The sequence below is a fragment of the Kitasatospora sp. NPDC042419 genome, assembly GCF_056437345.1.
In genome coordinates this window covers 1-1,114 of sequence record NZ_JBWKAW010000102.1, presented here as the reverse complement: position 1 = coordinate 1,114, position 1,114 = coordinate 1, and the positions used below count along the sequence as shown (strand labels likewise).

The following is a 1,114-nucleotide window of genomic DNA, read 5'->3' as shown; positions in this document are numbered from 1 at the left end:
TCGATGCCGGCGGACGCGGAGGTCATGACGGCTTCGGTTCGCAGGGGGTTGATCTCGGAGACGGCGCCGACGAGCGTGGTCTTGCCGACACCGAAACCGCCCGCGACGACGATCTTCGCGGAGGTGGTGGCGCGGGTGGGGGCGGCCGCGTTAGAGCTTGCGAAGTCCACTGAGGACCCTTTCGAGCAGCGTGACGTCGGGCTGGTTTCCGGATTCGCCGCCGGAAGCGGGCTGGTGGATGGCGACGAGGCCGGCCTCGGCCAGGTCGGCCACGAGGATGCGGGCCACTCCCAGGGGAAGGGAGAGCAGCGCCGACACCTCGGCGACGGACTTGACCTCCGTGCACAGGGTGCAGATCCGCTGGTGCTCGGGGAGCAGGGTGGCCAGGCGCTGCGGATCCACGTCGGCCGAGACGAGCGCCTCCAGGGCGAGCTCGTAGCGGGGCCGGGTGCGGCCTCCGGTCATCGCGAACGGCCGGATCAGCGGGCCGGAGTCCTGCTCGTCCTCGAACTCCTCGGCCTGCCCGGGCCGCTGGGCTGACCGGCCGGACTGCTGCCCGACGGTCGGCCGGCCACCGGTGACGGGGCCGGGCTGCCGGCCGGACGTCCCGTCCTGTGCCGGGTAGCCCGCCGGGGGCGCGTCGTAGGAGGGCTGCTGGGGCCGACCGTACTGGTCGTACTGCCCCGGCGGGTACGGCTGGCCGTACTGCGGCTGTCCGTAGTGCTGGCCGTGCTGGCCGTGGAGCGGCTGGCCGTACTGCTGACCGTGGCCGACGACGCCGGGTGCTCCGAAGGCGTCATGGCCTGTGCCAGGGTACGGAACGCCGTACTGGCCGCTGCGGTCGTCGGGCGGTGTCACGGTTCCTCTCCTCACAGGGTGCGGCGGTGCGGTGCGAGCTCGGGCACTGGTCCTGAGCCGGTGTTGCGAAGGCCGTACAACGTCCGAACCCGAGCCCGCCGAAGCGGGCCCGGGACGGGCGCGGAGGTGCTTCGAATACCTGGACGGTATCCGACGGACCGTCAGTGCAGGAGACTGCCCTGGAGTTCTGCGCGGAGTGCGGGGGTGAGGACGGCGCCGGCTCGGTCGACGAGCAGGGCCATCTCGTATCCGACGA

At 72.2% G+C, this 1,114-nt stretch carries 1 protein-coding gene and 2 pseudogenes; all 3 read right to left on the bottom strand.

The window, feature by feature from the left end; all coding sequences use genetic code 11:
• Window positions 1-170, bottom strand: a pseudogene (locus AC067J_RS44080) (ATP/GTP-binding protein); the annotation flags it as partial.
• Window positions 151-858 carry a DUF742 domain-containing protein gene (locus tag AC067J_RS44075; protein ID WP_478308523.1) on the bottom strand — a complete coding sequence of 236 codons (708 nt, stop codon included), beginning with the start codon at window positions 856-858 and terminating at the stop codon, window positions 151-153. The pseudogene AC067J_RS44080 and the gene AC067J_RS44075, both read right to left, overlap by 20 nt.
• A 161-nt stretch (window positions 859-1,019) precedes the next feature.
• Window positions 1,020-1,114 (bottom strand): annotated as a pseudogene (locus AC067J_RS44070) (roadblock/LC7 domain-containing protein); the annotation flags it as partial.